This window comes from Streptosporangium sp. NPDC050284 (assembly GCF_044459525.1).
Classification (GTDB): Bacteria; Actinomycetota; Actinomycetes; order Streptosporangiales; family Streptosporangiaceae; genus Streptosporangium.
This window is the reverse complement of the sequence record NZ_JBITIZ010000006.1, coordinates 101,891-128,747: the sequence shown is the minus strand read 5'-3', so window position 1 is coordinate 128,747 and position 26,857 is coordinate 101,891. Positions and strand designations below refer to the sequence as shown.

Genomic DNA, 26,857 nt, shown 5'->3' with positions numbered 1-26,857 from the left:
GCGTGTCCAGCGTGTCGCGGGCCGTCCTTTTCCGGGAACGCCCGCCATCCGATGAGATCACTTAACCGTCACGACGTCAGGCGAACTGACGTCATAGGTGTCAGCATGACGCTTGAGCAGCGTAACAAGGATCCGCGCCTTGTCTGCGGGGCGGTCGCCGCCACCCCACACGACCGCGCGGCCGTCCTTGAGACGCAGCGAGACCGTCTCCGCCGACGGCGCGAGCACCTCCGCGACCCGGCGGGCGAGATTCTGCGGCAGCGCGGTGATGACCTTGAGCGCCGCCGCGGTCGCAGGATCGGCCGGGCCCGGCCGAGACACCCTCAGCACGGGCAGTGCCGGGGGCGCGACGTTCCTGAGCTCGGTGACGATCCCGTGGCGGTCCATCAGCGCGGACCTGTCACCGACCGGCACCACCGCCACCGGCTCGCGCTCCACGACCTCGACGCGCAGGGTGCCCGGCCAGCCACGGCTCACCGTCACCGACTCCACCTGCGGGATCCTGCCGATCCTGCCCTCGACCTCGGCCACGTCGACGGTGGCTAGTGGCCTGTCCTCGGCCACCTCCGCCGCCTGGCGGATCTGCTCGGCGGACAGGCCCGCGTTGCCCACCACCTGGATCTCCCTCACCCCGAGCACCGGGGAGAAGAACACCAGCCAGGCGGCGATGCCCACCACCCCCACGGTGAGCAGGGCCAGGAAGGCCGACCTCCACACCCCGTTCATCGCCACTCCCCCTCCGGCGACCCGCGCCCGCTGGCGTGGGTCACCGCGCGGCCAGCTCCGCCACGATCCTGGGACCCAGCTCAGTGACGTCGCCCGCTCCCATGGTCAGGACGATGTCACCGGGCCTGGCCCGCTCCGCCACCAGGGCGGGCACGCTGTCGCGGCGGGGGGCGTAGGCCACCCGCTCGGCGGGCAGCGGCACCTTCCCCGCCACCAGCGCCCCCGACACGCCCGGCTCGGGGTCCTCGCGGGCCCCGTAGACGTCCAGGACGATGGCCTCGTCGGCCAGCCCGAGCGCGGTACCGAAATCGTCGGCGAAGAACCTCGTCCGCGAGTACAGGTGCGGCTGGAAGACCGCGATGACCCTGCCGTCGCCGGAGAAGGACGCCACCACGTCCCGCGCCGCGCGCAGGTCGGCGGCGAGCTCGGTCGGGTGGTGGGCGTAGCTGTCGAAGACCGCCACCCCGCCCGCCTCGCCCTTGGCCTCGAAGCGGCGCTTGGCGCCGGTGAAGGCCGCCAGGCCGTCGCGGATCTCGTCGAAGGAGACGCCCAGCTCCCCGGCCACCGCGATCGCGGAGGCGGCGTTGAGCGCGTTGTGGCGGCCCGGCACCGCGAGCCTGACCTCCCCGTGCCCCACGATCGTGAAGGTGATGCCCAGCCCTTCGGGGACGATCCCGTCCACCCGCAGGTCGGCGTCCTCGCTCTCGCCGTAGGTGATCACCTTCAGGCCGCGGGCGCGGGCGATCGGGATGAGCGCGGCGGAGCCGGGGTCGTCGGCGCACACGACCATGGTGGCGGTGACGCGCTCGACGAACCGGGCGAAGCTGTCGTAGACCGCGCGCGGGTCTCCGTAGTTGTCCAGGTGGTCGGGCTCGACGTTGGTCACCACGGCGATGTCGGGGGCGAGCATCAGGAAGGAGCCGTCGCTCTCGTCTGCCTCGGCGACGAACGTACCGCCCGAGCCCTCGTCGGCGCCCAGGCCCGTCGTCACCAGCTGCCCGCCCACGCAGTACGAGGGGTCGGCGCCGCACTTCTGCAGCGCCACGGTGAGCATCGAGGTCGTGGTGGTCTTGCCGTGGGTGCCTGCCAGCGCGACACCGGTCTTGCCCGCCATCACGGAGGCGAGCGCCGCGGCCCTGGGGATGACCCGCAGGCCCTGGCGGAGCGCCTCGCCCAGCTCGGGGTTGGAGTCGCGGATCGCGGTGGAGACCACGACGGTGTCGACGTTCTTGATGTGGGAGGCGGCGTGGCCGATGTGGACCCTCGCTCCCAGATCGCGCAGCTCCGTCACCATGTCCGAGCCCCGCGCGTCACTGCCGGAGACCGGCACTCCCCGCTTGAGCAGGATGCGCGCGATCCCGGACATCCCGGAACCGCCGATCCCGATGAAGTGGACCCGTCCCAGATCGCCGGCCGCGACCGGATCCACCAGCTTGACCAGGCTCATCGGCCGCTCACCCCTCCTCGTTCGCCGCGCGGGCGCGTCCGCGCCGCCTCCGGCCGTCGTCCGTCTCCCGCGGTCTCGCGCCCGCCGCCCCGGCTCCCCTGCGCGCCCATTCAGCCCCTCCCCTGCGCCGCGATCCGCAGCACCTTGCGTGCCAGCGTCACGTCGGCGTCCTTCCTGCCCATCCTGGCGGCCGCCTCGGACATGGTGACCACGCGCTCGGGGTCGGACAGGATGGGCAGCACGCTCTGGATGATCCACTCCGCCGACAGCTCGGCGTCGTCGATCATCACACCGCCGCCGCCCCGCACGATCGGAGTGGCGTTGAGCCGCTGCTCGCCGTTGCCGTGCGGCAGCGGGATGTACGCGGCCGGCAGACCCACGGCCGTCAGTTCGGCGCAGGTCATCGCGCCGCTGCGGCACAGGGCGAAGTCGGCCGCCGCGTAGGCGAGGTCCATCCGGTCGACGTACTGCAGCACGACGTACTGGGGGTCGCCCGGCGGTGGCTCCTCCTCCAGCGTGTTCTTCGGGCCGATGACGTGCAGCACCTGCACCCCGGCCCTGCGCAGCGCGGGGCCGGCCGCCAGGGCCGCCCGGTTGAGCGAGCGTGCCCCCTGGGAACCTCCGGTGACCAGCAGCGTGGGCAGGTCGGCCTCCAGGCCGAACCAGGACCGGGCCTTGTCGCCCATGGACAGCCGGTCCAGGTTGACGATCTCGCGGCGGAGCGGGATCCCGATGTGTTCGGCGCGGCCCAGGGGGGTGTCCGGATGACCGGTGAACACGTGCTCGGTGAGGCGCGCGCCCAGCCGGTTGGCCAGGCCGGGGCGCGGGTTGGCCTCGTGGACCACGATCGGCACGCTGCGCCGCCGCGCCGCCAGGTAGGCGGGGGTGGCCACGTAACCGCCGAAGCCGACCAGGACGTCGGCCTGGACGCGGTCCATGATGCCGGCGGCCGCGTTGACGGCGCCCGCCAGGCGGCCCGGCACGCTCAGGAGCTGGGGCGTCAGGGACCGGGGCAGCGGCACCGCGGGCACCAGTTGCAGCTCGTATCCCCGGGCGGGCACCAGCCTGGTCTCCAGGCCGCGCTCGGTGCCGAGGCAGGTGATCCCGATGTTCGGGTCGAGTTGGCGCAACGCGTCGGCCAGAGCGAGCGCCGGTTCGATATGACCGGCCGTCCCGCCGCCGGCGAGGACCACCCTCATGTCGGTCCTTTCGCTTATCGTCTTCCGCGGCCCGGCCGTCGTTTCCTGGCCGGACCACCCAGGCCAAGCCAGCTTAGGCCCCGCGCCACCGGTCCGGGGCCATGGGCCGCCAGCGCCTCGCGGGCGCCCGGTTCCTGCTTGGCGAACGACAGGAGCATGCCGAGCGCGGCGAGGGTGGGCAGCAGGGCCGATCCGCCGTAGGAGACCAGCGGCAACGGGATGCCGGTGATGGGGAGCACTCCGATGACCGCGCCGATGTTGACGAGCGCCTGACCCACGATCCAGGCGACCGCGGCGGCGGAGGCGAGCCTGACGAACGGGTCCTTGACCCGGGTGGCGACCCGCAGCCCCGCGTAGCCCAGCAGCCCGAACAGGGCCACCGCGACGAGCGTGCCCATCAGGCCGAGCTCCTCGCCGAGGATGGAGAAGATGAAGTCGCTCTCGGCGTGCGGGATCCAGCTCCACTTCTGCCTGCTGGACCCCAGCCCCAGCCCGAACCAGCCGCCGCTGCCGATGGCGATCTGTCCCTGTACGGCCTGGAAGCCCGCCCCCTGGGCGTTGCCCCACGGGTCGAGCCACCCCGCGATCCGCGCCGAGCGGTATCCCTCGGTGCTGATCATGACGATGGTCGCGAGCGCCGTCACCCCGAGGATCCCGCCGAACAGCTTCAGCGGCGCCCCCACCACCCACAGCAGCGACAGGAAGATGAGCATCAGCACCAGCGTGGTGCCGAGGTCGCTGCCCAGCATGACCAGGACGGCCAGGATGGCGGTGCCCGGCATCAGCGGGATGAACAGGCTGCGCCACTCGATCATGCCGTTGCGTGCCTTGCGGGCCAGCAGGTCGGCCCCCCAGAGCATCAGCCCGAGCTTGGCGGGCTCGGACGGCTGCAGGTAGACGGGGCCGAGGTCGATCCAGCGCTGGGCGCCGAGCTGGGAGGTACCGACGAACAGCACCAGCACCAGCCCGAGGACAGAGAGCGCCATCAGCGGGTATCCGGCGAGCCTGAAGAACCTCGGCGGCAGCTGCGCGCAGATCCACATCAGCGGGAGGCCGAGCGCGGCCGAGATCGACTGCTTGAAGAACCAGTAGAAGGGATCGCCCGTCTCCTGCAGCGCCTCGATGCTGGAGGCCGAGAGCACCATCATCAGGCCGAGGACGAGCAGCAGGCCACTGCACCCCAGGATCAGGTAGTACGAGGTCAGCGGCCGGTTGAGCAGCTCACGGAAGGCGGTCAGGTGCTCGCGGAACCCCTCGGGGCGCGCGGGGGCGCCCTGGCGGGCGGGCGCGCCCTCCTGGGTGGTCGCGCTCACGCCGCTCCCCCGTCGTGCCCCTCGGCGAGACGGTGCACGGCCCGGGCGAACGCCTCCCCTCGAGCGGGGTAACCGGCGAACATGTCCAGAGACGCGCCGGCCGGGGCCAGCAGCACGGTGTCTCCGGGGGCGGCGAGCCTCGCGGCTTCGGTGACGACACGGTCCATGACCCCAGTGTCTTGCCCCGCCACCTCCACCACCGGAACATTCCCGGCGTGTCGCGCCAGAGCCTCGCGAATTCGCTCGCGGTCGGCGCCCAGGAGCACCGCGCCGCGCAGCCTGGGCGCGGCACGGCGTACCAGCTCGCCGACGTCGGCGCCCTTCAGCTGTCCTCCGGCGACCCAGACGATCGACGGGTAGGCGGCCAGCGAGGCGGCGGCGGCGTGCGGGTTGGTGGCCTTGGAGTCGTCCACGTAGTCGACCTCGGCGACCCTGGCCACGTGCGCGATCCTGTGGGGGTCGGGAACGAAGGCGAGCAGCCCCTCGCGGACGGCGGCGGTGGGCACCCCGTAGGCCCTGGCGAGGGCCGCGGCGGCGAGCGCGTTCGCCACGTTGTGCGGCGCGAACGGGCGGATGTCGGCGAACGAGGCGAGCTCCTCGGCGCTGCTCGCCGGGTCGGCCACGAACGCCCGGTCCACCAGCAGGTCCTCGACCACGCCGAGCTGGCCGGGCCGGGGCGTGGTGAGGGTGAAGCCCACGCTCCGCGCCGTGGCGCCGTGCCCGGCCGCGCTCTCGTACGGCGCGGCGAGACGGGCCGCCCACTCGTCGTCGGCGTTGTACACGACCGTCCCGGCCCTGGCGAAGATCTCCCCCTTGACGCGGGCGTACTCCTCCATGGAACCGTGCCAGTCGAGGTGGTCGGGCGCCACGTTGAGCACCGCGGCCGCGTACGGGGCGATGCTGGGCGAGCGGTGCAGCTGGAAGCTGGACAGCTCCACCGCCAGCACGTCGCCGGGACCGGCGACGGCCTCCACCACCGGGGTGCCGACGTTGCCGACGGCGAGCGCCCGGTGGCCCGCGGCGAGAAGCATCGAGGTGAGCATGCGCACCGCGGTGGTCTTGCCGTTGGTGCCGGTCAGCGCCAGCCAGGGGGCGGCGCCCTCGCCTCGGAGCCGCCAGGCCAGCTCGACCTCGCCGATCACCTCGATCCCGGCCGCCGCGGCGGCGGCGAGCAGCGGGTGGTGCGGCGGCCAGCCGGTGGTGACGATGAGGGAGGTGCCCTCGGGCGGCTCGACGGGCTCGCCGAAGCGCACCTCGACGCCGAGCGCGGTCAGCTCCCCCGCGACCGCCCTGGCCCGCTCGCCGTCCCTGCCCTCCAGGACGACCACCTTCTCGCCGCGCCCGGCCATCGCGCGGGCCACGGCGGTGCCCGAGACCCCCAGCCCCGCGACGCAGATCACGCGCCCTCCCCTGCCACGCTCGTCCGTACGCTCACAGCCTGGGCATCCATTCCACGTAGAAGATCCCCAGCCCGGCGGCGGAGCACAGGGCGGCGATCAGCCAGAAGCGGACCACGATGGTCGTCTCGGCCCAGCCCTTCAACTCGAAGTGGTGCTGGAGCGGCGCCATCCTGAAGACCCGTTTTCCGGTCATCTTGAAGAAGCCGACCTGGATGATCACCGACATGGTGATGAGCACGCACATCCCGGCGAGGATGATCAGCAGCAGCTGGGTCCTGGTGGTGATGGCCAGACCGGCGATCACACCGCCCAGGGCGAGCGAGCCGGTGTCACCCATGAAGATCTTCGCGGGCGGGGCGTTCCACCACAGGAACCCGACCAGCGCGCCGAGCACCGCGGCGGCGACCACCGCCAGATCCAGCGGGTCGCGGACCCAGTAGCAGTTGGGTCCGAGCTGGCTGGTGCAGCTGTTGCGCAGCTGCCAGTTGCCGATCAGCACGTACGAGGCGAGCACCACGCCGGTGGCGCCGCTGGCGAGGCCGTCGAGACCGTCGGTGAGGTTCACCGCGTTGGAGAAGCCGACGATCATGATCAGCACCCAGATGGTGAAGCCGATGAGGCCGATGGAGGGGCCGAAGTCCCTCAGGAACGACAGGCGCGTCTCGGCCGGGGTGATCTGGTAGGAGTTGGGGAAACGGGTCACCAGGACCGCGAAGACCGCGCCCACGATGAGCTGGCCCAGCGCCTTGGCGCCGCTCCGCAGACCGAGGCTGCGCTGCTTGTAGATCTTGATGAAGTCGTCGAGGAAGCCGACCGCGCCCAGTCCCGTCATCAGGAACAGCACGAGGACGGCGGAGACCGTGGGGGGCGTGAAGCTGTACAGGTGGGCGCAGGCGAAGCCGACCAGCGCGGCGATCACGATCACGGTGCCGCCCATGGTGGGGGTTCCGCGCTTGTCGTGGTGGCCGGAGGGTCCCTCCTCCCGGATGCTCTGCCCGTAGCCGCGCCGGGAGAACAGGCGGATCGCCAGCGGCGTGCCCAGCATGGACAGCAGCAGGCTGACCGCCGCCGCGACGAGGATCTCCCTCATCGGCGGTCACCCCCGAGCAGCGCCGCGGCCACGCGTTCGAGGCCCGCGGCGCGCGGTCCCTTGATCAGTACGACGTCGCCGGGGGCGAGCAGTGCCGCCAGCTCCGCGCCCGCCTGGGCCGCGTCGGCGGCGTGCGAGATCCGGGTGGCGACAGCGGCGGCATCAGGCTCGGCGGTCTCGCCGAACGCGGAGAGCGGGGAGAGCGAGTTGTCGCCCGGTGGTCCCCCCGCCCCGTGCGGCGTCGCTCCCGCGTGCGCGACGACGCGGACGCCGCTCTCCCGCGCGGCCCGTACGGCGGCCTCCGCCCCTGCCAGGACCGGATCCGCGTCGGGGCCGACGACGAACAGGCCCGCCAGGCCCGCGCCCCCTGCCAGGCGTCCCAGCCCTTCGTTGAGCGTGGCGCTCTCGTCACCGAGTTCGCGCAGGGCGGCGATGACCGCGAAGCGACGGCGGCCGCCCGCGAGCACGTCCAGGGTGCCGAAGGCGGCCCGCATGGAGTCGGGGTTGGCGTTGTAGGCGTCGTTGATCACGGTCACGCCGTCCGCGCGGTCGGTGACCTCCATCCGCCAGCGGCTGCGAGGCTCGGCCTCGGACAGCTCCTCGGCGATGGTGGCGACCGGCAGGCCCAGCTCGTAGGCGGCCGCCGCGGCGGCGAGCGCGTTCTCCACCGCGTGCTCGCCGTACAGGCGCAGGCCGACCGGGGCGGCACCCGAGGGGGTGCGCAGCGTGAAGGAGGCGCGGCCGCGCTCGTCGACGGTCACGTTCTCGGCCCGCACGGTCGCGTCCTCGCCCCGGCCGTACCAGGTGACGCGGGCACCGGTGCGCCCGGCCATCGAGGCCACCAGCGGGTCGTCGGCGTTGAGCACGGCCACGCCGTCGGCGGGCAGCGCCTCGACCAGCTCGCCCTTCGCCCTCGCGATCTCCTCCTTGCCGCCGAAGACGCCCAGGTGGGCGGTGCCGACGTTGAGGACCACGCCGATCCTCGGCGGGGCGACGCGGGCCAGGTGGGCGATGTGCCCAGCGTTCCTCGCGCCGAGTTCCAGCACCAGGTAGCGGGTGTCCTCGCAGGACTTCAGCACGGTCAGCGGGTGGCCGATCTCGTTGTTGAACGAGCCGGCCGTGGCGACCGTCGGGCCGATCCTCGCGGTGAGCCTGGCGAGCAGGTCCTTGGTGGTGGTCTTGCCCGCCGAGCCGGTGATGCCGATGACCGTGGTCGCCGGCAGTGCCGCGCAGACGGCGGTGGCCAGGCCCGTCATGGCGGCCACGGTGTCACCGACGATGACGGCGGGGGCGTCGACCGGCCGGGAGGCCAGCACGGCGACCGCCCCGGCCGCGACGGCCTGGGCTGCGAAGTCGTGCCCGTCGACCCGTTCGCCCTTGATCGCGACGAACAGCGACCCCGGTTCGACGGCGCGGGAGTCGGTGACGACCGGGCCGCGCACCACCGCGCGTGGGTCGGCCATGCCCGCGAGGGCCCCCGAGGTGATCTCGGCGATCCTGGCCAGCGGCAACGGGATCATGATGCGTCTTCCCTACTCTCCATACGTGCTTCGGCGCCCGGTGCGGTTCCTGCGCCTGACGATCGCGTCGGCCACGACCTGCCTGTCGTCGAAAGGAAGCACCTGGTCGCCGACGTACTGGCCCTGCTCGTGGCCCTTGCCGGCCACGACGACGACGTCACCGAGACCCGCCCGGCCGATGGCCAGGTCGATGGCCGCGGCGCGGTCCGGCTCAATGATCACATGCGCGCGCCCGTCCTGGGGCACGCCGAGAACTCCGTCCATCATCTCCGCGAGGATCCGCAGGGGATCCTCAGAGCGGGGGTTGTCGCTGGTGAGAATAGCCACATCTGCCAGCCTTGCGGCGGCTTCTCCCATCATTGGGCGTTTACTACGGTCACGGTCACCTCCGCAGCCGAGCACGATGATGAGTTCGCCCTCGGTGACCTCGCGCAGCGAGCGCAGGACCGACTCGACCGCGCCGGGCTTGTGCGAGTAGTCGACGATGGCCTGGAAGTCCTCGCCGCCGGGAACCCGCTCCATCCTGCCGGGAACTCCCGTCAGCGTACCGACGCCCGCCACCGCGGCCCGCAGCGGCACACCCGCCTCCACCAGCGCGACGATCGCGCCCAGGGCGTTGGACACGTTGAAGGGCCCCGGCAGGGCGACCGAGGCGGCCTCCTCGACGCCTCCCGGCCCCACGACCGTGAAGGTGCTGCCCTCGGGGCCCAGCCGCACGCCGGTGGCCCGCCAGTCGGCCTCCAGGGCGCCCTCGGCGGAGAAGGTGGTCATCGGGATCTTCGCGATGCCCACGAGCTCACGTCCGTGCGGATCGTCGAGGTTGACGACCCCCACGCGGCTCATCTCGGGGGTGAACAGTCTGGCCTTCGTCGCGAAGTAGTCGTCGAGGTCACGGTGGAAGTCGAGGTGGTCCTGGGACAGGTTGGTGAACAGCGCCACGTCGTAGAACACCCCGTCGACCCGGCCGAGCGCCAGCGCGTGGCTGGAGACCTCCATCGCCGCGGCGGTGACGCCCCGCTCGCGCATCAGGGCGAACAGGCCCTGCAGGTCGCTCGCCTCGGGCGTGGTGAGCTTCGGCGCGAAGCGCAGCTCACCGGCGTGGATCTCCACCCCCCCGATGAGCCCGGGACTGTGCCCGGCGGCCCGCAGCCCGGCCTCCAGCATGAAGGTGACCGTGGACTTGCCGCTGGTGCCGGTGACTCCGACGACCATGACGTCCGCCACGGGATTGCCGTACACCCAGGCGGAGACCTGCCCGAGCAGGGCGCGCGGGTCGGGCACGACGAGGACCGGGAGGCCGGTCGCGACCGCGGCCTCCCTCCCCGCCTCGTCGGTCAGGATCGCGCTGGCACCCGCGGCGAGGGCCTGGGCGGAGAAGTCGGCCCCGTGGACCGAGGCCCCCGGCAGCGCGACGTAGAGATCTCCCCGGCACACCCGGCGCGAGTCGATGGTGATCCCGGACACCGCGGCAAGCGGGGCTCGCGACGTGCCCGAGGGCGCGCCGATGAGGCTCGCCAGCCCCGAGAGCGGACGGGGTGAACTGGTTGAGGGTCGCATTGACGACGGGGGACGCACGGCGAGAGCGTACCTTCACTCGTCACTCTCCGGCGCGTATCCGCACCGGAGACGGCTTGGTTCCGGTCGGCGGGATCTTCCCGCTCTTCAACGCGAACGTCATCACCTTCTTGAAGACCGGCGCGGCGATCTCCCCACCGTAGTGGCCCTCCTTGGGGTCCTGAAGGACCGCCAGGACGACGAGGCGGGGCTTGTCCGCGGGAGCGAAACCAACGAAAGTCGCGGTATAACCGCAATAACCCTGACATCTGGTGTCGTAGCGCATCGCGGTTCCTGTCTTGCCCGCCACCCGGTAGCCGTCGATCGCGGCGAGGTTGCCGGTGCCCTCCTCGCTCACGGCGGCCTCCAGCATGGTCGCGATCTCCCGCGCCGTACGCTCGCCGACCACCCGGGTCTGCTTGCCCGGCGGCGACGGCGTGAACGCGCCGTTCTCCCCGGTGGTGCCGGCCACGATCCGCGGGGTGACACGCACCCCGCCGTTGGCGATGGTCTGGTACACGCTCGCCGTCTGGAGCGCCGTCACCGAGACCCCCTGGCCGTACGCGATCGTGCAGCGCTGGCTACCCGACCAGCTCTTCCAGTCGGGCAGGAGCCCGGCCTCCTCCCCCGGCAACTCCGAGCCCGGCTTCGCGCCGAACCCGAAGCGCTGGAGCATCGAGTGGAGCTTCTCGTCGCCGATCTTCTGGGTGGCGAGGATCGTGCCCACGTTGCTGGAGGTCGCCACGATGCCCGAGAAGGTCAGGCGCTCGGTGGGGTGCGGGTGGGAGTCCTTCAGCACCTGGTCGGCGCACCTGATCTGGTCGGCGACCGTGAACAGGGTCTCCGGCCGCACGGCTCCCGACTCCAGGGCCGCCGCCGCGGTGATGACCTTGTTGGTGCTGCCCGGCTCGAACACGTCCGTGACCGACCGGTTGACCCGGTCGGCGCCGGGAGAGTTCATCCAGTTCTTCAGGTCGAGCTCGGGCGCGTTGGCCATGGCGATCACCCTGCCGGTCCGCGTGTCCATCACGATGGCGCTGCCGGTGCGCGCCCCGGTCGCCTTGACCTGCTCGGCGATCGCCTTCTGTGCGGCCCACTGGACGTCGCGGTCGATGGTCAGACGCACGTCCCTGCCCTCGACGGGCGCCCGGACGGTGCTGCGGGTCATCGGGATGCGCTGCCCCCTGGCACCCGTCTCGATGATCTGCTCTCCGTCGCGGCCCGCGAGCAGCTTGTCGTAGGTGCTCTCCAGCCCGGCCAGGCCGGTGCCGTCCGTGCCGACGAAGCCCAGCAGGGTGCCCGCCAGGTCGCCGCCGGGGTAGTCGCGCCGGTAGCGGTGCTTGCTACCGACGCCCTTGAGGTCGTACGCCATGATCCGCTGGGCGAGCGGCGGGTCGACGGCCGCGGCGAGCTGCTGGTAGTGACTGGTGCTCTGGGCCAGCTTGGCGGCGATCGACTCCTTGGGCGTGCCCAGCTCCTTGGCCAGGATCGTGGCCACCCGGTCGCGCTGGCTCTCGGAGACCTGGGAGGGGTCCACGAAGATCTCGCGGGCCTCCAGGGTGAGCGCGAGCTCGTGACCGTTCACGTCGGTGATCGACCCTCGCCTCGCGGGCAGCTTCTCGCCCTGGACGCGCTGCTTGGCCGCCTCCGCGGTGTAGACCTTCGAGTCGAGGCCCTGGAGCTGGATGAGCCGCCCCGCGAAGATGGACAGCACGAAGGTCATCGCCATCAGGCCGATACCGATGCGCCTGCGGGGGTTGCCCAGGCGCAGCACCGCCGACGGGCGCGCCGGAGGCCGCGGCGGCCTGCCACCGCCGCCGCGTGTGGTCGTGCGGGTGTGCTCGTGATCCCCTGGCCGCTCGCCCCCGCGCCTCGGCGCGGACCGCACCCAGCCCAGCGGGTCCGGCGGTCCTTCCGCCCGTGAGGACCGCACCGGTCCACGCGGAGCCTCGGCTCCCGGAGACCTGCGCGGCGCCTCGGGCCCCGAGGACCTACGCGGGACCTCGGCCCCCGGCGGCCTGCCGGGGCGGGGGGTGGAGGTCCTGCCCGGCGCCTCGGGGCGGCCGGATCTGCCGGAAGCCCTCGGGGCTCCCGAGGCGCCGGGGACGCCGGGGACGCCGGGGACGCCGGGGACACTGCGGATGCCGGGGGCGCCCTTGCCGTCCGGCCGTCCTTGCCGACCAGAGCCGTCGGGAGCGGGCGGCCGTGCGCCGGAACCGGTCCTGCCGGTGGGAGTGGGCCTGCCCGGGGCTCCCGGCCTGCCGGAGGCGCCGGCGGCCGACGGCCTCGACGGGGAGCCCGGTCTACCACCCTTGGCCGATCTACCGGACTTGCCGGAGCCTTCCGGTGCCGGTGACCCGCCGGACGATCCTGCCCTGCCGGAACCACCGGAGGAACCCCCACGACCGGAACCTCCGGAGGAACCCCCGCGACCCGAACCACCGGAGGAACCCGTACGGCCGGAACCGGCAGGGGAGCCCGCACGGCCGGAACCCCCGGAGGAACTCCCGCGACCCGAACCGCCTGCCCCCTGCTTACCCGAGGCCGGAGGTCTGCGCGGGGGGGCCGGCTCGCGAGGGCCGTCGGGAACGCCGGGAGCGCCGGAAGGCCCGGCGTCACCGGAACCGGGCCTGCGCGGCTTACCGGAAGCGTCCGGGGAACCGCCCGGTCTGGCCGCGCGGCCGGGACCGCCGGGAGAACGGCGGCCCGCCCCTCCTGCCGGTCCTCCCCCGAAGCCCCCGCGGCCCTGTCCGGGACCGGGTCCCCCGGTCTCCCTCACCGGCCCGTGCCCGGCACTCGCTCCTGCCCCGCGGGTTTGGTGGCGTCGTCGGCGCCCCCGACGGCGGGCTTGTCGGGGTCGATGACGCGCGCGGTGTCCCAGTCGGGACCCAGCCCTTGGAGTTCGTTGTTCCTCGCCACCGCTTCCGGCATCTCCTGCCGCATGATCGCGCTCTGCTTGCTCTCCTTCGCGATGCGCAGGTCACTGATCTCCTTGCGCAGCCCGTTGGCCCTGAAGGAGTCCTGGGCGAGCACGGCGTTCAGCAGCAGCAGGCTGATCAGCCCGCCGCAGAGCAGGCCGACCACGAGCAGCAGGAAAGGAGTCCTCGGCGGCCTGGCGCGGCGGGCCGCGGGGGACCCTGGAGCCCCTGGAGCCACGGCCTTGACCTGCGCGGCCGGAGCGGTGGCGGGCGCAGGCCTGGCCGGCTTGGTCCCGTATCCCTGCGGCACCGCGCGGGGGACACGCACGGGGCGTGCGCCGCGGCTGGGCGCGGCGCGTCGGACGTCTGTCTCACTCCTCGTCAACTGCCTCACGGATCCTCTCTGCCGCCCGACACCGGGCGGAGGCCGCCCGCGGGTTGCGGGCCACCTCCTCTTCGCTCGGAAGCTCGGCTCCCCTTGTCAGGAGCGCGAACCGCGGCTGGTGAGCCGGCAGCGGGACGGGGAGGCCGACAGGGCCGGTGTCCCTGGTCCGCGCGGTGATGACCTGCTTCGTCAGCCGGTCCTCAAGGGAGTGGTACGCGAGCACGACGACGCGCCCGCCCAGCGTCAATGCGTCGAGCGCGGCCGGGAGCGCGCGTTCCAGTGCTGTCAACTCCGCGTTCACCTCGATCCGCAACGCCTGGAAAGTCCTTTTGGCGGGGTTGCCCCCGGTCCTGCGCGTAGCGGCCGGGATCGCCGTCCTGACGATCTCCGCAAGCCGCTTGGTAGACGTTATGGCCTCTCTGGCCCTTTCCTTGATGATTAAGTGCGCGACACGCGGGGCGAATCGTTCTTCTCCGTAATCCCGCAGGATCCGGATCAGCTCGGCGGCCGGGTAGGTGTTGACCACGACCTCTGCCGTCAGCTCCTCGTCGCGGTCCATTCGCATGTCCAGCGGCGCGTCGTAGGAGTAGGCGAAACCGCGCTCGGCCTCGTCCAGCTGCGGGGAGGAGACGCCCAGGTCGAACAGCGCGGCGTCGACGCGGGGACGGCCCACCTCGGCCAGCACCTCGGGAAGCTCGTCGGAGACCGCGCGGACCAGCGTGATCCGCTCGGCGTACGGGGCGAGCCTGGCGGTGGAGCGCTCGATGGCGGTGGGGTCGCGGTCGATCCCGATCAGGTGGAGCGAGGGATGCGCGGCCAGCAGGGCCTCGGCGTGACCGCCGAGCCCGAGGTTGGCGTCGACGAGCACGGGGGCGGGGCGGGCGAGCGCCGGAGCGAGCAACTCCAGCACCCGGTCGAGCATGACGGGGACGTGACCCCCGGCCGTCTGGAGATCATGGTTGTGGTTCTCGGCGCGCATGAAGCGCAACCCCCCTCTTTCCCGCCTCGTCCCGTGGACGCGCGGCGGACGCTCACCGGTGTCTTGAAAACAGGCCCCCACCCCCGGGGCCGTCCGGCCAGGTCCCCATCCGCACCCGCGTGTCCACCCGTCACCTGACACCGGGGAAGGTGCATCAGCTGACGGACAGGTGGTTGCGGGTGGAGACCTCGCCGAACGACGTTTTACCGATGAGTCGACCGTGGAATCACAGAATCCCTGGCAGCACCTCCTCCGACAGATCGGCGAAAGCCTGCTCTTGGTCGGCCAGATAGGCGCTCCAGGCGTCCGCGTCCCAGATCTCCAACCGGGTGTTGGCTCCGATGACCACGCAGTCGCGGCGCAGGCTGGCGTATTCGCGCAGAGGTTGCGGAACGGTGATCCGGCCCTGCTTGTCGGCGACCTCGTCGGATGCACTGGCGAAGAGGACGCGGCTGTAGTCGCGGACCGCCTTGGCGGTCACCGGCGCGGTGCGCAGAGCCTCGGTTATGCGCTGAAACTCCTCTACGGGAAAGACGTAGAGGCAGCGCTCCTGGCCTTTGGTGATCACCAGACCCTCCGCCAGCTCCTCGCGGTACTTCGCCGGCAGGAACAGCCGTCCCTTGTCATCAAGACGTGGGTGGTGGGTGCCGAGGAACACCGGCCTCACCTCCCGTGCCCAGCGGAGCGCCAGGCGTCGCAGCCCTGCCCTCCACTGCGCACCACCATACTCCACTTCTCTCCACCGTCAACTGATTCCACGCCTCTTCACGACGGGTTTCGCCGACATTTCCCCAGTTCAAATGGGGTGGTGCGGAGTGGAGGGGGTAAGCGGCCCCTCGTACGCCACGGGCGTGTCGAGTAAGGCCGCCAAATAGACTAAGGATCATGAAATAAGTCGGATCGCGGCGAAGAATGATGGAAGGCGGGGGTCCTCGCACCGTCCCGGAATCGGCGCACCCGGACACGTGATCGCGACGACCACATCGCCTGCTATGACCGTTTACCCGGAATCAGCCCTGATGACCACATAAAGTCGCCGTGGGAACGTATGGCGCCGTAGTGTCGGCAGGCAGAATGAGTTACGGGATCGCAAAGATTCCGCAACGGTAACCCCTCGGCGCACAACCGCCGCACCCTCATGGAGGCCTGGTGGCAGTAACACATGACGTCTCACCACAGCTCGATGATCTTGTGGTCACCGCTCACCGGATTCGCGAGTCGATCGAATCGGTGATCGAGGGCAAGAGCGACGTCGTCCGCCTGACCTTGACCGTACTACTCGCCGAGGGACACCTCCTTATCGAGGACGTGCCCGGAGTCGGCAAGACCATGCTCGCCAAGGCGCTGGCGCGGTCCATCGACTGCCCGGTGCGCCGTGTGCAGTTCACCCCCGACCTGCTACCGAGCGACATCACCGGGGTGAGCGCCTACAACCAGCAGACCAGGGAGTTCGAGTTCAAGCCTGGCCCGGTCTTCGCCAACATCGTGGTCGGTGACGAGATCAACCGGGCCTCGCCGAAGACCCAGTCGGCGCTGCTGGAGTGCATGGAGGAGCACCAGGTCACCGTCGACGGCGCGACCTACCGCCTGGACTCCCCCTTCATGGTGATCGCGACACAGAACCCGATCGAGATGGAGGGCACCTATCCCCTTCCCGAGGCACAGCGTGACCGGTTCACCGCCCGGATCGCGATGGGCTACCCCGCGCCCTCCGCGGAGCTGGAAATGCTCGACGTGCACGGCGCGGCCTCCCCGCTGGACAAGCTGGAGCCGGTGGCCACCACCGAGGAGGTGAAGGCCCTGATCGAGGCGGTGCGCGGGGTCTACGTCTCCCAGCCGATCAAGAAATACGCGATCGACCTGGTGACCGCCACCCGTCAGTCCCCCGACCTGAGGCTGGGCGCCTCCCCCCGCTCGACCTTGCAGCTGGTCAGGGCAGCGCGGGCGCACGCCGCACTCGCGGGCCGCGACTACGTCATCCCCGACGACCTTCAGGATTTGTGCGCCCCCGTGCTCGCGCACCGGCTGCTGCCCAGCATCGAGGCCCAGGGGCAGCGCCGCCCACCCGAGCAGGTGATCGCCGACCTGGTCCGCCGGGTGCCCGTGCCCGAGGCCCAGGCCCGGTGACCTCTGGCCTCAAGGCGCTCACCGCCCGCGGCCGGTCCTTCCTCGCGTCCGGCGTCGCGGCGCTGTTGTGCGCTTTCATCCTCGGCGAGCACGACCTGCTCAGGATCGGCGTGCTGATCGTCTCGCTGCCGCTGCTCGCGGCCCTGGTGGTCGCCCGCACCCGTTACCGGCTGAGCTGCGCCCGGCGCCTGGACCCGCCCAGGACCGAGGTGGGCAGCGAGGCCACCGTGACGCTGCGGCTGGAGAACATCACCCGGCTGCCGACCGGTCTGCTGATGATCGAGGACACCGTTCCCTACGCCCTCGGCGCCCGGCCCAGGTTCGTGCTGGACCGGGTGGAGGCGCAGGGCATCCGGGAGATCGACTACCGGGTCCGCTCCGACCTTCGCGGGCGCTTCACCATCGGGCCGCTCTCCATCCGGATCAGCGACCCCTTCGGCCTGGTCGAGCTGACCAGGTCGTTCACCATCACCGACACGCTCATGGTGACGCCTCAGGTGGTGGCGTTGCCCCATGTACGCCTGTCCGGTGAGTGGACGGGCGGGGGCGACAGCCGTACGAGAAGCGTCGCGGCCGCGGGAGACGACGACGTCGCGCCACGCGAGTACCGTCAGGGCGACGACCTGCGTCGCGTCCACTGGCGCTCGACCGCCAGGCACGGCGAGCTGATGGTGCGGCGCGAGGAGCAGCAGTGGCAGAGCAGGGGCGCGCTGCTGCTGGACACCCGGCGCTACGCCCACCGGGGCGAGGGCCCGCGCTCGTCGTTCGAGGCGGCGGTCTCGGCCGCGGCCTCCATCGGCGTACACCTCGCCCACGAGGGTCTCGGCCTGCGCCTGGTCACCGACCAGGGAGCCGAGCAGCTCACCGACAGCGGGCTGAGCCTGTCGCTGCTGGACACCCTGGCCGTCGTGCGGACCAGCACGGCACGGTCACTGGAGTACGGCGTCGGCGCGCTGCGGCAGGGGGGCGGCGACGGCCTGATCGTCGCCGTGCTCGGCAAGATGGACCTCGACCAGGCCCAGGAGCTGGCCAGGGTCAGGCACGGCAACATGACCGGCGTGGCCGTGCTGCTGGACGTCGAGGGCTGGGAGAATCCCGAACTGGGCGAGGACGAGGAGTTCCGGGCGGTGCGCTCGGTGCTCACAGGAACGGGCTGGCGCGTGGTAGGGCTGCCCGCCGGTACCTCCGTCGCGAGCGTCTGGCAGGACGTCGCGCAACGCGGACGATTCGCGGCCGGCAGGAGTGGCTCATGAGACTTTCCATCGCGTCGGGCACGGCCACGGGAGCGGTCGCGCTCGGGCTCTACCCGCTCTTCCAGGGCGGTGCCTGGTTCTGGTCGAGCCTGGGCGCCATCCTGGTCGTGACCGGGGTCGGCATGCTGGCCGGCCACCACACGCTGCCCGGCTGGCTGGCGCCGCCCGTGCAGGTGTTCGCGGTGTTCCTCTATCTCACGGCGGTGTTCGCCGGGGACGAGGCGTGGGCGAGGGTGTTTCCCACCTGGGACTCGCTCGCCAGGCTGGACGAGTTGCTGACGACGGGCTTCGCCGACATTCAGCGGTTCGCCGCTCCCGTGCCCGACAGCACCGGCATCGTCCTGCTCACCTGCGGCGGTGTCGGCCTGATCGCCGTCCTGGTGGACCTGCTCGCCGCGCGGCTGCGCAGGGCGGCGCTCACCGGGCTGCCGCTGCTGGCGCTGTTCACGGTCCCGGCCGCGGTGATCGTCGAGCCGATCAGCTGGCCGGCGTTCATCATCGGTGCTCTGGGCTACCTGGGGATCCTCGTCGCCGACGGACGGGAACGGGTCGGCCAATGGGGCCGCGCGGTGCTGGTGCGCCGCACGTCGGCCTTCACCGCCACCCGGCCGAGCCCCGCCGACACCGGGCCGCTGCGGCTCTCCGGCAAGCGCATCGGCTTCACCGCGATCGCGCTCGCCGTCCTGCTGCCCGCGCTGCTGCCCACTCTTGAGCCCGACCCGCTGTTCGCGTTCGGTGTGGGCAACGGCAGAGGCGGCGGCGGCAACTCGATCAGCATCCCGAACCCCATGGTCAACCTGCGCGGCCAGCTGTCGCTGCCGGAGAACTCCACCGTCCTGACCTACCAGGCCAGCGACAGCACGCCGCGCTACCTGAGGATGTACTCGCTCGACGTCTTCGACGGCGAGCAGTGGACGATGTCGGAGCCCAGGGGCCGCCCCGAGGACCGGACCTCGGAGGCGCCGATGCCACCGCCTCCCGGTCAGGACGCGAACGTGCCCGTCACGCCCGCGACCGTCACCGTCACGGTGAGCCCGCAGGTCAGGAGACTGAGCTTCCTCCCCCTGCCCTACCCGGTGTCCAAGGTCACGGTGGCGGGCGACTGGCGTCCCGACCGCGACACGCTCATGGTCTTCTCCACGCGGAACACCGCGGGGGGCCTCACCTACCAGGCCCTCACCGCCGAGCCCGAGGCCACGGCGGACAGGCTCAAGGCGGCATCCCCGCCCGCCACGGCGATCAGGGATCGATACCTGACGCTGCCGGAAAACCTGCCCGAGGAGATCAGGCAGCTCGCCCTCAGGGAGACCAAGCAGGATGCCGGCCCGTACGAGCAGGCGATCCAGCTGCAGGAGTTCTTCACCAAGACCGGCGGGTTCACCTACAGTCTGGCCACCCAGGGGCACGACGGCCCGGCGTTGACGGACTTCCTCATCCGCAACAGGACCGGCTACTGCGAGCAGTTCGCCGCGTCCATGGCGGTGCTGGCACGCGTCCTGGGCATCCCCTCCAGGGTCGCCATCGGTTACACCGGGGGCAGCGTCACCTCCGAGGGGTGGCAGGTGCGCACCCACGACTCGCACGCCTGGCCCGAGCTGTACTTCGAGGGCGTCGGGTGGCTCCGCTTCGAGCCCACCCCGGCGGGCGGAGCGGGTCAGGGCAGCGCGACGGTGCCGTCCTACACCCGCCCCGAGGTGGCGCCGGCCACCCCCGACGAGCCGAGCGCGGCACCGTCGTCGGCCCCCGACGACTCCGACTCGCCCACCGGCGCGGCGAACGACCGCCGCCGCGAGCAACTCGACCGGGACTCCGGTGGCGCGCTGATCCCGGTGGACGAGGGAATGCCGCCGGCCGCGAAGATCGGCATCGGGGTCGCGATCGCGCTTCTGGTCGCGCTGATCCCCGCGCTGATCCGCTGGCAGCTGCGGGCCCGCCGAGACAGGTCCTACTCACGGCCGACGAGGGGTCCCGCGGGCGGGGGTTCGGCCGTCCCCGATCCCACCGCCGCCGCGCCCGCCGCGGTCAGGGAGATCCGCTGGGAGCCGGCGGTGACGGCCGCGTGGGCCGAACTCGACGACGCCCTGTGCGACTACGGGATGTCGCGGCAGGCGAGCGAGAGTCCGCGCGCGCTGGCCAGGCGGCTGGCCGAGCAGTACGTGTTCGAGCCGGAGGCCGCCGCCGCGCTGGCGAGGATCGCCGCGGCGGTGGAGCGGATGCTCTACGCCAGAACGCCGGGCGAGATCGGTACCCTGCGCGAGGACATGCGCAGCGTGCGGCGAGCGCTGGCGGCCACCGTGACCCGTGGCAGGCGGATCAGGGCGGTGCTGCTACCGCCCTCCACGCTCCTGCGGGCGCGGGCGATGGGCGGGCGGGTGCTGGACGGTTTCGACCGGCTGGAGAACATCCGGCTGCGCCGACCGGCCAGGAAGGGCGCCTGAGCTCTCCGGTGGCCGGGGTGCGACGTCGCACCCCGGCCACCGGAGAGCCTGACGGCGAGGCCGGAGCCGCCGGGGCACGCGAGGGGGGAACTCGGCGGATGACACGGGCCGCTCCCAAGCCGGGAGTGGCCCTCGTCGTCGTGAAGGGATCGTCGGGGAGATCCACCGCGGGCGGTGACGCTCCCCGCCGGGCTAGCGCTCGTCGTTACGACGGCGCCAGCGCTCCTCCATGCGTTCCATGAAGCTCTGGCGGGAGCCGCCGGGACGGCGCCCCCCCTTGCCTCGCGGCTGATCGGGCGACGTGGCCGCGTTGGCCTCACCGAACCCGTTCATCCGCTTCCAGCTGGACAGACCCCACAGACACGCGGCGAGCATGACCACGAAACCGCCGACGCCGAGCGGGATGTTGATGATCACAACGCCGACCATCAGCAGGACGACACCCAGGATGAAGCCGATGGAGGCTTTCACCAGGCGGCGCCTGTAATGGCTACGGGGATCACTGATCCTGACGGTATTGGCCCACTTCGGGTCCTCGGCGTAGAGGGCCTGCTCGATCTGGTCGAGCAAGCGCTGCTCGTGCTCAGAGAGCGGCACGGCGCCTCCCAAGGACAGCCCCAGGACGGGGAAGACGGTGACGGACGACACGGGGTGTCCGAACCTCGCGGTCGGTTATCCCCAGAATACGAGGCTGTAGACGTAGACGAAAGAAAACGTCCAACGTAGTCCAAACCGGAGGCCGCATCATGGGTCTATTCCATCAAACGGCGGGCGAACAAGGGAGGCCGGGAGGACGGCATCGCGACCGAATCTGCGGGCCGCCCTGTCCATCGCCCGTTCGGCCTCCCGCCAGCCCGTCTCGCGCTCTCCGAGCCCGAGTTGCCGGGTCGCCCCGGCGGCCGGACCGAGGTTCTCCACCCGCACGCCGACCAGCCTCAGCCGGGTGTTCTCCAGGCCGGAGGCGGCGTAGAGGGCACAGGCGACCTCGTACAGGATCTTGGCGACGTCGGTGGGCTCGCGCAGGCTCCTGGACCGGGAAAGGGTGGTGAAGTCGGCGCGGCGGAGCTTGACGCTGACCGTGCGGCCGACACTGCCCCCCTCCCTGAGCCTGGCGGCGACCCGCTCGGAGAGCCGGAGCAGCTCCCTGCGGATCTCCACGGGATCGGCGATGTCTGTGGCGAAGGTCTCTTCCGCGCCGATGCTCTTGTCGGGGACGTACGGGGTCACCGGGCGTTCGTCGCGACCCCAGGCGAGCGCCGCCAGGTGCGCGCCGGCCGCCTGGCCCAGATCCCGCTGGAGCGTCTCCACAGGGGCCCTGGCGAGGTCGCCGACGGTCTTGATGCCGAGGCGGGCCAGTGACCGCTCCGTGCGCTCTCCGACGCCCCACAGCGCCGCCACGGGCAGCGGGTGCAGGAAGTCGACCACCTTGTCGGCGGGCACCACGAACAGGCCGTCGGGCTTGCAGTGCCGTGAGGCGAGCTTCGCCACGAACTTGCTGCCGGCGACCCCGACGGAACAGGTGACGCCCTGCTCTCGCACGACCTGCTCACGGATCATCCTGGCGATCGCCGCCGGTGGGCCGAGACGCTTGCGGGCCCCGCTGACGTCGAGGAACGCCTCGTCGGAGGCGATCGGCTCGACCTCGGGGGTGTAGGTGTGGAAGATCTCCATGACGCGCCGGGAGACCTCCGCGTATTTGCCCCGGCTCGGCGGGATGATCACCGCTTGGGGGCAGAGCCGTCGGGCCCGGGTCATGGGCATGGCCGAGTGCACCCCGAATCTCCGGGCCTCGTAGGTGGCGCTGAGCACCACCCCGCGCGCCCCGGGCGCGCCGATGATGACGGGAGAACCCCGAAGCTCGGGACGGTCGCGCAGCTCGACGCCCGCGTAGAAGGCGTCCATGTCGACGTGGAGGATCGGGCAGCCGCTGTCGTCCGTGCCCAGATCGGAACCCGGACGCGGCATCTGCTGCTTTCTCGACACGCCGCCATCCTACGGGAACACGCGTTCGATGTGGCGTTCACCGGTGGCCAAGCATGTGCAGTTGGGTCGCGATGTCGCGGAGCACCGGGTGCACCGCCGCCGCCTGCTCCAGGGCGACCAGGGCGCGGGCGGCTCCGGGCTCGCCGTCGAGCAGCCTGCTGGGCACCAGGTCGGCGAAGACCCGCACACCGTGCACCTCGCCGGGCGTGAAACCCGCCGCGGCGAGAAGCCGCTCCAGAGCCTCTCGGGTGAAACGCCTGGGCGTGGGGTCGCGGTCGCCCCAGCGGCCCTGGGGGTCGTCCAGGACCTGGAGTGCCTCGTCGAACCTGCCGGCGATGGAGCGGTGGAGCGCGGCGGCGAGCGGGTTGGCGGCGAGCACGCTGATCACGCCGCTCTCGCGCAGCAGGCCGGCCATCGCCCTCACCGCGCCGTTCGGGTCCTCCACGTACTCCAGCACGCTGTGGCAGAGCACCAGGTCGGCCCCGCCGCCCGGGAGCAACTCCCCCAGGTCCGCGGCGTCACCCTGCAGGGCGCGCACCTCCACCCCCGCCTCCGCCGCGCGGCGCTCCAGCGCGGCGAGCGAGTCGGGGCTGGGATCGACGACCGTCACGGCGTGCCCCAGGTCGGCCAGGGGAACGGCGAAACCGCCCGTTCCGCCCCCGGCGTCGACGATGTCGAGCCGCTCACGGCCTGTCGCGGCCACCCGCTCGGCCAGCACGGCACTCAGGACGTCCCACACGACCGCTGTGCGGACCGCGGGGGTGCCCGCCTGCCGTGAGATGCCTACGGCGTGCAACTTCAGATCGCCTCCTCGTTCGGTGACGAGCCCAGCCTACGCGGCGCGCCCCCCGGTGCGGCCCAAGGAGTATCCATACTCGCGCTTGATCGAGTCTTTTTCCCGGCCCGGACGGATCCCGTGGGCAAGCCGGGAGAAAAGGGGACACCTCGGGCAGGGGTACGTCGGAGCGGGGAGACCCGGAGATCCGGGCCTCCCGTGAGGCGGCCGGTGAGGCGTCTCCCAACCCTGACCGGGTTTCCCTCGGCCGAGACGGTCGTTCCCCGCCGAGACTTTCCCTGTCGACGTTCGGTGCGGGGCCGCTAGAGCGCCAGGGACGGCTTGAGCTGCTTGAAACGGGCCATCAGCCCGTTGACGAACTGCGGCGACTCGTCGGTCGACAGCTCGGAGGCCAGGCTGACCCACTCGCTGATGACGACGCCCTCGGGAACGTCCGGCATCCACAGCAGCTCGTAGGTGCCGCCGCGCAGGAGGTTGCGGTCGACCGCGGGCATGCGGTCGAGCGTCCAGCCCTCGGAGTAGGTGGTGATCAGCTCGTCGATGCGCGACCGGTGCCTGCACACGCCCTCGACGATCGTCGTGGTGTATTCGTTCACGGGCGGCTCGGCCCGCTCAAGGCGCTCGGCGAGGACGCTCAGCGGGTCCTGCCCGCGTGCCTCGGCCTCGAAGAGGATGTCCAGCGCGCGCCTGCGCGCCTTACCTCGTGCCGACATCAGGCGCGGCCGAGATAATCGCCGGTGCGGGTGTCGACCTTGACCTTCTCACCGGTGGTGATGAAGAGCGGCACCTTGATCTCGGCGCCGGTCTCCAGCGTGGCGGGCTTGGTGCCGCCGGTGGAGCGGTCGCCCTGGAGGCCGGGCTCGGTCTCGGCGACGAGCAGCTCGACGGCCGCGGGCAGGTCGACGTAGAGGACGTTGCCCTCGTTGATCGCCACGGTGGCCAGCATGTTCTCCAGCAGGTAGTTGGCCGAGTCGCCGACCGCCGTCCTGGAGACGTTGAGCATGTCGTAGGTCTCGGTGTCCATGAAGACGTAGTCGTCGCCGTCCATGTAGGAGAACTGCATCTCGCGCTTGTCGACGTTGGCCACCTCGACCTTCACGCCCGCGTTGAAGGTCTTGTCGACGACCTTGCCCGATAGCACGTTCTTGAGCTTGGTGCGGACGAACGCGCCGCCCTTGCCGGGCTTGACGTGCTGGAACTCCACGACGGCCCAGAGCTCACCGCCGTCGAGCTTGAGCACCAGGCCGTTCTTGAGGTCGTTCGTCGTCGCCACTAGTCTCTCCTGCGTACGGCCGCTCTTAAAGGACGAGCAGCTCTTTGGTCGTCCGTGTGAGAAGTTCCGGTCCGCCATCGCGCACCACGAGCGTGTCCTCGATACGGACACCACCCCTGCCGGGAAGGTAAACCCCTGGCTCGACGGTCACCGGGACTCGATCCTCTAGTCTAGCGTGCTCAAGGTCGCGCTCCGGCTCTCTCGAAGATCGTTCCGGCTTCGGAGAACCTTCCCGCTCTCCCCGGGAGTCCTGCGGTTCCTCGGGTCTTGCCGGTGACAGGAACGGCGCCTCGTGGATCTGCAGCCCGACGCCGTGGCCGAGGCCGTGTTTGAAGAACTCCCCGTACCCCGCCTCCACGATCAGGTCGCGGGCCGCGGCGTCCACCTCGTGGAGCGCCGCGCCGACCCGCGCGGCCAGGCTCCCGGCCCGCTGGGAGGCGCGGACCAGGTCGTACAGCTCGCGCTGCCACCCCGCGGGCTCGCCGATCGCCACGGTCCTGGTCATGTCCGCGTGGTAGCCCCGGTACAGCGCCCCGAAGTCCATGGTGACCAGGTCGCCGCGCTCCAGCGGCCGGTCCGAGGGCGAGTGGTGCGGGATCGCGCCGTTGGGCCCGCTCGCGACGATCGAGTCGAAGGCGAGCCCGTCCGCGCCCAGTTCCACCATCCGGCGCTCCAGCGCCCTGGCGACCTCCTTCTCGGTCAGTCCGGGACACAAGCCGGGCACGACCTCGTCGAAGGCCCGGCCGGTGAGCTCGCACGCGGTGCGGATGAGGTCGATCTCGGCGTCGTCCTTGACCGTGCGCACCGACTCCACGAGCCCGGACAGGCGCGGCAGTTCTCCGCCCAGCCGGAAGTAGTCGGTGACGGACATGTGGTCGGCCTCGATGCCCGTCCGGCCGTTCTCCGGCAGCAGGGCCCCGGCGACGTCGGGCGCCTCGATCACCTCCACGTCGGCGCAGACGCGCCGGGCGGCCTCGATGTAGCGGGAGTCGGTGGCCAGTGTGGCGCCGGCGTCGGCCCTGACCAGGACGGCCGCGTTGGAGCTGGCCAGGCCGGTCAGGTAGCGCACGTTCACGAGGCTGGTGACCAGGATCGCGTCCGCCCGGTGAGCGGGCAGCAGGGCCGCGAGGCTCGCGCGGCGCCGGGCGTGGGTGGCGGTCATGGTAGGCATGGTAGGCACGGCGTTAACCGTTTTGAACAATGTCGTCACCTCAATCCTGCGCGCACCCGGCCGACGTCAGGAGGCGAGCTCCCTCACCCTCTCGACGAGCCGGACGCGCTCCTCGTGGGTGCCCGCCAGCGGGGCGACGTTGACGGTCGTGACGCCCGACTCGCGCATCGCCTGCAGTCGCTCGCGGACGTGCCCCTCCGAGCCGATCAGGGACGTCCTCTCCAGCAGCTCGTGCGGCACGAGCGCGGCGGCCTCGTCCTTCCTGCCCTCCAGGTAGAGGTTCTGGATCTGCTCGGCCTCCTTCTCGTAGCCGTACCTGCGGGCGAGGTCGTTGTAGAAGTTTCTGCCCTTGGCGCCCATACCGCCGATGTAGAGGGCGGCCATCGGGCGGCCCAGCTCCAGCCATCCGGAGACGTCGTCGCCGATGGCGAGCGGGGCCTGGGCGATCACGTCCAGCTCGCCCAGCGCCGGGTCCCGCCTCGCCTTGCCCGCCGTCAGGGAGGCGCCCCACACGTCGGCGGCCTTCTCCGGCACGTAGAAGATCGGCTCCCAGCCCTCGGCGAGCTCGGCGGCGAGCTCGACGTTCTTGGGACCGATGGCGGCGATCACGACGGGGATGCGCTCGCGGACCGGGTGGTTGATGAGCTTCAGCGGCTTGCCCAGCCCCGTTCCCTGGTCCGCGGGGAGCGGGACGGTGTAGTGCCTGCCCTCGTAGGTCAGGCGCTCGCGCCTCCAGACCTGACGGCAGATCTCGACGACCTCGCGGGTGCGGCCGAGCGGCGCGGTGTAGGGGACGCCGTGGAAGCCTTCGATGACCTGGGGGCCCGAGGCTCCCAGACCGAGGGTGAAGCGGCCGTCGGAGACGTAGTCCAGGCCCGCGGCGGTCATCGCCAGCAGGGCGGGGGTGCGGGAGTAGACGGGCAGGATGCCGGAGGCGATCTGCAGCCTCTCGGTCTTGGCCGCGATGTAGCCCAGCTGACTGACCGCGTCGAAGCTGTACGCCTCGGCGACGAAGACGATGTCGAGCCCGGCCTTCTCGTAGTCGGCCAGCTCGGCCACCGTCTCCTTGAAGCCCCCCGAGTAGTTCAGGGCCATACCGATGCGCATCGTGAGATCGTCCTTCCGCGGTGCCGAACAAAACCGAATGTTATTCCGTCGCCTCGTCGGCAAAGGCTATCGACTCACCGCCGAAGCACCAAGCCCCGCGCCGCCGCCATCGGGCCGGTAGCCTACGCATTCCGGGGTAGGGGACCTCGGAGGTGGAGGGCGATTCACCACCACAGGG

Annotated in this window: 22 protein-coding genes; 3 read left to right on the top strand and 19 right to left on the bottom strand. The window is 71.5% G+C overall.

Annotation, left to right across the window (positions count from 1 at the left end):
* Positions 1-57: 57 nt before the first annotated feature.
* The 12 genes from ACIBH4_RS16260 to mraZ form a co-directional block, all read right to left on the bottom strand.
* Positions 58-726 carry an FtsQ-type POTRA domain-containing protein gene (locus tag ACIBH4_RS16260; protein WP_362506972.1) on the bottom strand — a complete coding sequence of 223 codons (669 nt, stop codon included), beginning with the start codon at positions 724-726 and terminating at the stop codon, positions 58-60.
* 40 nt (positions 727-766) lie between these two features.
* Positions 767-2,173, bottom strand: coding sequence for a UDP-N-acetylmuramate--L-alanine ligase (murC, locus tag ACIBH4_RS16255; protein WP_362506975.1), 1,407 nt, complete (start codon positions 2,171-2,173; stop codon positions 767-769).
* 110 nt (positions 2,174-2,283) lie between these two features.
* On the bottom strand, positions 2,284-3,372 hold the full coding sequence (gene murG, locus ACIBH4_RS16250) for an undecaprenyldiphospho-muramoylpentapeptide beta-N-acetylglucosaminyltransferase (protein WP_362506978.1): 1,089 nt from the start codon (positions 3,370-3,372) through the stop codon (positions 2,284-2,286).
* A 14-nt stretch (positions 3,373-3,386) separates the two neighbouring features.
* Positions 3,387-4,685, bottom strand: coding sequence for a putative lipid II flippase FtsW (ftsW, locus tag ACIBH4_RS16245; protein ID WP_362506981.1), 1,299 nt, complete (start codon positions 4,683-4,685; stop codon positions 3,387-3,389).
* Complete coding sequence (gene murD / locus ACIBH4_RS16240; RefSeq protein WP_362506984.1) at positions 4,682-6,085, bottom strand: UDP-N-acetylmuramoyl-L-alanine--D-glutamate ligase; 1,404 nt, start codon at positions 6,083-6,085, stop codon at positions 4,682-4,684. The genes ftsW and murD overlap by 4 nt, the downstream gene beginning before the upstream one ends.
* 31 nt (positions 6,086-6,116) lie before the next feature.
* The gene (gene mraY / locus ACIBH4_RS16235) at positions 6,117-7,175 is read right to left on the bottom strand and encodes a phospho-N-acetylmuramoyl-pentapeptide-transferase (protein ID WP_350948098.1); all 1,059 of its coding nucleotides are present in this window, start codon (positions 7,173-7,175) and stop codon (positions 6,117-6,119) included.
* On the bottom strand, positions 7,172-8,695 hold the full coding sequence (gene murF, locus ACIBH4_RS16230; protein WP_362506989.1) for a UDP-N-acetylmuramoyl-tripeptide--D-alanyl-D-alanine ligase: 1,524 nt from the start codon (positions 8,693-8,695) through the stop codon (positions 7,172-7,174). Before murF ends, mraY begins: the two co-directional genes overlap by 4 nt.
* A 12-nt stretch (positions 8,696-8,707) precedes the next feature.
* Positions 8,708-10,252, bottom strand: coding sequence for a UDP-N-acetylmuramoyl-L-alanyl-D-glutamate--2,6-diaminopimelate ligase (locus tag ACIBH4_RS16225; protein WP_362506992.1), 1,545 nt, complete (start codon positions 10,250-10,252; stop codon positions 8,708-8,710).
* Between the two features lie 40 nt (positions 10,253-10,292).
* A complete protein-coding gene (locus tag ACIBH4_RS16220) occupies positions 10,293-12,182 on the bottom strand; it encodes a penicillin-binding protein 2 (protein WP_362506995.1) in 1,890 nt (629 codons plus the stop codon).
* 842 nt (positions 12,183-13,024) lie between these two features.
* A complete protein-coding gene (locus tag ACIBH4_RS16215) occupies positions 13,025-13,495 on the bottom strand; it encodes a hypothetical protein (protein WP_362767386.1) in 471 nt (156 codons plus the stop codon).
* Positions 13,496-13,538: 43 nt separating this feature from the next.
* On the bottom strand, positions 13,539-14,531 hold the full coding sequence (gene rsmH / locus ACIBH4_RS16210) for a 16S rRNA (cytosine(1402)-N(4))-methyltransferase RsmH (RefSeq protein WP_362507000.1): 993 nt from the start codon (positions 14,529-14,531) through the stop codon (positions 13,539-13,541).
* Between the two features lie 226 nt (positions 14,532-14,757).
* Positions 14,758-15,189, bottom strand: a complete 432-nt coding sequence (gene mraZ / locus ACIBH4_RS16205) for a division/cell wall cluster transcriptional repressor MraZ (RefSeq protein ID WP_362507296.1) — start codon at positions 15,187-15,189, stop codon at positions 14,758-14,760.
* A 491-nt stretch (positions 15,190-15,680) separates the two neighbouring features.
* Here mraZ and ACIBH4_RS16200 point away from each other — a divergent pair, with 491 nt between their 5' ends.
* The 3 genes from ACIBH4_RS16200 to ACIBH4_RS16190 are packed head-to-tail and all read left to right on the top strand — an operon-like array spanning position 15,681 to position 20,349.
* Positions 15,681-16,658 carry a MoxR family ATPase gene (locus tag ACIBH4_RS16200; RefSeq protein ID WP_362507003.1) on the top strand — a complete coding sequence of 326 codons (978 nt, stop codon included), beginning with the start codon at positions 15,681-15,683 and terminating at the stop codon, positions 16,656-16,658.
* Positions 16,655-17,911, top strand: a complete 1,257-nt coding sequence (locus tag ACIBH4_RS16195; protein WP_362507006.1) for a DUF58 domain-containing protein — start codon at positions 16,655-16,657, stop codon at positions 17,909-17,911. The genes ACIBH4_RS16200 and ACIBH4_RS16195 overlap by 4 nt, the downstream gene beginning before the upstream one ends.
* Entirely contained in the window at positions 17,908-20,349 is a 2,442-nt protein-coding gene (locus ACIBH4_RS16190; RefSeq protein ID WP_362767383.1) for a DUF3488 and transglutaminase-like domain-containing protein, read from the top strand. Before ACIBH4_RS16195 ends, ACIBH4_RS16190 begins: the two co-directional genes overlap by 4 nt.
* Before the next feature lie 192 nt (positions 20,350-20,541).
* Here ACIBH4_RS16190 and ACIBH4_RS16185 read toward each other — a convergent pair whose 3' ends face one another.
* The 7 genes from ACIBH4_RS16185 to ACIBH4_RS16155 all read right to left on the bottom strand — a co-directional run bounded on the left by ACIBH4_RS16185 (position 20,542) and on the right by ACIBH4_RS16155 (position 26,679).
* The gene (locus ACIBH4_RS16185; RefSeq protein WP_350948148.1) at positions 20,542-20,946 is read right to left on the bottom strand and encodes a DUF3040 domain-containing protein; all 405 of its coding nucleotides are present in this window, start codon (positions 20,944-20,946) and stop codon (positions 20,542-20,544) included.
* 147 nt (positions 20,947-21,093) lie between these two features.
* A complete protein-coding gene (gene dinB / locus ACIBH4_RS16180; RefSeq protein WP_362767410.1) occupies positions 21,094-22,314 on the bottom strand; it encodes a DNA polymerase IV in 1,221 nt (406 codons plus the stop codon).
* Between the two features lie 55 nt (positions 22,315-22,369).
* Complete coding sequence (locus tag ACIBH4_RS16175; RefSeq protein WP_362507012.1) at positions 22,370-23,128, bottom strand: methyltransferase domain-containing protein; 759 nt, start codon at positions 23,126-23,128, stop codon at positions 22,370-22,372.
* Positions 23,129-23,430: 302 nt separating this feature from the next.
* Complete coding sequence (gene nusB, locus ACIBH4_RS16170) at positions 23,431-23,841, bottom strand: transcription antitermination factor NusB (protein ID WP_350948088.1); 411 nt, start codon at positions 23,839-23,841, stop codon at positions 23,431-23,433.
* Positions 23,841-24,401 (bottom strand): elongation factor P, encoded by a 561-nt coding sequence (gene efp / locus ACIBH4_RS16165; RefSeq protein ID WP_362507015.1) that lies wholly within the window; start codon positions 24,399-24,401, stop codon positions 23,841-23,843. Before efp ends, nusB begins: the two co-directional genes overlap by 1 nt.
* Before the next feature lie 25 nt (positions 24,402-24,426).
* Entirely contained in the window at positions 24,427-25,563 is a 1,137-nt protein-coding gene (locus ACIBH4_RS16160) for a M24 family metallopeptidase (RefSeq protein ID WP_399172260.1), read from the bottom strand.
* A 75-nt stretch (positions 25,564-25,638) separates the two neighbouring features.
* Positions 25,639-26,679, bottom strand: coding sequence for an LLM class F420-dependent oxidoreductase (locus ACIBH4_RS16155; RefSeq protein ID WP_362507021.1), 1,041 nt, complete (start codon positions 26,677-26,679; stop codon positions 25,639-25,641).
* Between the last annotated feature and the right edge of the window lie 178 nt (positions 26,680-26,857).

Coding starts and splice junctions, on each gene's coding strand:
- ACIBH4_RS16260 (WP_362506972.1), bottom strand. CDS start 726: ATGAACGGGGTGTGGAGGTCGGCCTTCCTGGCCCTGCTCACCGTGGGG.
- murC (WP_362506975.1), bottom strand. CDS start 2,173: ATGAGCCTGGTCAAGCTGGTGGATCCGGTCGCGGCCGGCGATCTGGGA.
- murG (WP_362506978.1), bottom strand. CDS start 3,372: ATGAGGGTGGTCCTCGCCGGCGGCGGGACGGCCGGTCATATCGAACCG.
- mraY (WP_350948098.1), bottom strand. CDS start 7,175: ATGAGGGAGATCCTCGTCGCGGCGGCGGTCAGCCTGCTGCTGTCCATG.
- murF (WP_362506989.1), bottom strand. CDS start 8,695: ATGATCCCGTTGCCGCTGGCCAGGATCGCCGAGATCACCTCGGGGGCC.
- ACIBH4_RS16225 (WP_362506992.1), bottom strand. CDS start 10,252: ATGCGACCCTCAACCAGTTCACCCCGTCCGCTCTCGGGGCTGGCGAGC.
- rsmH (WP_362507000.1), bottom strand. CDS start 14,531: ATGCGCGCCGAGAACCACAACCATGATCTCCAGACGGCCGGGGGTCAC.
- ACIBH4_RS16190 (WP_362767383.1), top strand. CDS start 17,908: ATGAGACTTTCCATCGCGTCGGGCACGGCCACGGGAGCGGTCGCGCTC.
- dinB (WP_362767410.1), bottom strand. CDS start 22,314: ATGCCGCGTCCGGGTTCCGATCTGGGCACGGACGACAGCGGCTGCCCG.
- nusB (WP_350948088.1), bottom strand. CDS start 23,841: ATGTCGGCACGAGGTAAGGCGCGCAGGCGCGCGCTGGACATCCTCTTC.
- ACIBH4_RS16160 (WP_399172260.1), bottom strand. CDS start 25,563: ATGACCGCCACCCACGCCCGGCGCCGCGCGAGCCTCGCGGCCCTGCTG.
- ACIBH4_RS16155 (WP_362507021.1), bottom strand. CDS start 26,679: ATGCGCATCGGTATGGCCCTGAACTACTCGGGGGGCTTCAAGGAGACG.